Source organism: Winogradskyella psychrotolerans RS-3, assembly GCF_000427335.1.
Taxonomy (GTDB): Bacteria; Bacteroidota; Bacteroidia; order Flavobacteriales; family Flavobacteriaceae; genus Winogradskyella; species Winogradskyella psychrotolerans.
Map to the genome: position 1 here is coordinate 1 of NZ_ATMR01000074.1, position 1,321 is coordinate 1,321.

Annotated in this window: 3 protein-coding genes; all 3 read left to right on the forward strand. The window is 36.9% G+C overall.

What is annotated here, in order from left to right:
* Nucleotides 1-15 precede the first annotated feature (15 nt).
* Nucleotides 16-120 carry a hypothetical protein gene (locus ADIWIN_RS21185; protein ID WP_235047030.1) on the forward strand — a complete coding sequence of 35 codons (105 nt, stop codon included), beginning with the start codon at nt 16-18 and terminating at the stop codon, nt 118-120.
* Between the two features lie 265 nt (nt 121-385).
* The gene (locus ADIWIN_RS21190; protein WP_051155412.1) at nt 386-799 is read left to right on the forward strand and encodes an HD domain-containing protein; all 414 of its coding nucleotides are present in this window, start codon (nt 386-388) and stop codon (nt 797-799) included.
* Nucleotides 800-974: 175 nt separating this feature from the next.
* Nucleotides 975-1,321 (forward strand): LpxD N-terminal domain-containing protein (locus ADIWIN_RS04960; RefSeq protein ID WP_040756584.1); only part of this gene is annotated, 347 nt, incomplete at its 3' end.

Genomic DNA, 1,321 nt, shown 5'->3' on the forward strand with positions numbered 1-1,321 from the left:
GCACTACTCGCCATCTTGCTCCATGATATTGGCCATGGCCCATTTTCTCATGCTCTGGAATCAATATTACTAGAGGGCCAGCACCATGAAACATTATCAATCCTCTTTTTGACGAATTAAATAAGCAATTTCATGGCCAGCTTTCACTGGCGAGAAAAATATTTGTTGGAAGTTACGAAAGAAAATTCTTTCACCAACTTGTATCCAGCCAATTGGATATTGATAGGCTGGATTATTTACAAAGAGATTGTTTTTTCACTGGGGTATCAGAAGGCACTATAGGAGCTGATCGAATCATTAAAATGATGACCATCGTAAATGATGAGGTTGTCATCGAAGAAAAGGAATTTACAGCATAGAAAATTTTTTGAACGCAAGAAGACTTATGTACTGGCAAGTTTACCTGCATAAAACAACTGTCTGTGCGGAAAAAATGCTAATTAACCTGATCTTAAGAGCAAAGCACCTTGGGCGCTCAGGTTATCCACTTCCAGGCTCTATAGAATTCATAGGTTTTTTGAAAAAGGATTTACCTAAAACAGGAAAACCAGATTGGCTGGATGATTTTGCCCAACTAGATGATTTGGATATTTGGGGAGCCATTAAACTTTGGAAGGATCTTGACGACTTGGTACTAAGCCAAATCTCAAAAATGTTTTTGACTAGAAATTTGTATAAAATACACCTTAGCAATCAGCCACTTATTACTAGCAAAGTAGCTGAGATGAAATCTAAAGTTCAAAAAAAGCTAATGGTCTCTGATGAAGAATTAAATTATTTTTCTCGGAAGGTGAGATAAGCAATTATGGCTATTTGAAAGAAAATAAAATTTTAATACTAACAAAAAAGGTGAAGTTTTGGACGTAGCAGCGGCCGCAGATTTGCCAAATATAAAAGCCATGAGTAAAATTGTCAAAAATACTATGCTTGTCATGCTAAAAACATAACTTTACGTTAAAATTAATTAATACCTAATGGAATTTACCGTCGATCAAATTGCTCAACTTTTGGATGGAACTGTAGAAGGTGATGGTTCGCAGATGATCAATAACCTGGAAAAAATCCAGGAGGGAAAACCAGGAAGCATAGGTTTCCTTGCTAATTTAAAATACGAAAAACACCTTTACAGCACCCATTGCTCTGCAATTATCGTCTCAAAGGACTTTGTACCGCAAAAATCCTATACGACGACATTGGTCAAAGTAACGGACCCTTACTCTGCTTTTTCTAAGCTATTGGAAAGCTATGCAGAACTCACCAAACCAAACCCACTTGGTGTAGAAGAGCCAAGTTTTTTTGGCAATGACAGTACCATTGGAGA

Excerpts from the sequence above, each read along its gene's own strand:
- ADIWIN_RS21190 (WP_051155412.1), top strand. The coding sequence starts at position 386 with ATGTACTGGCAAGTTTACCTGCATAAAACAACTGTCTGTGCGGAAAAA.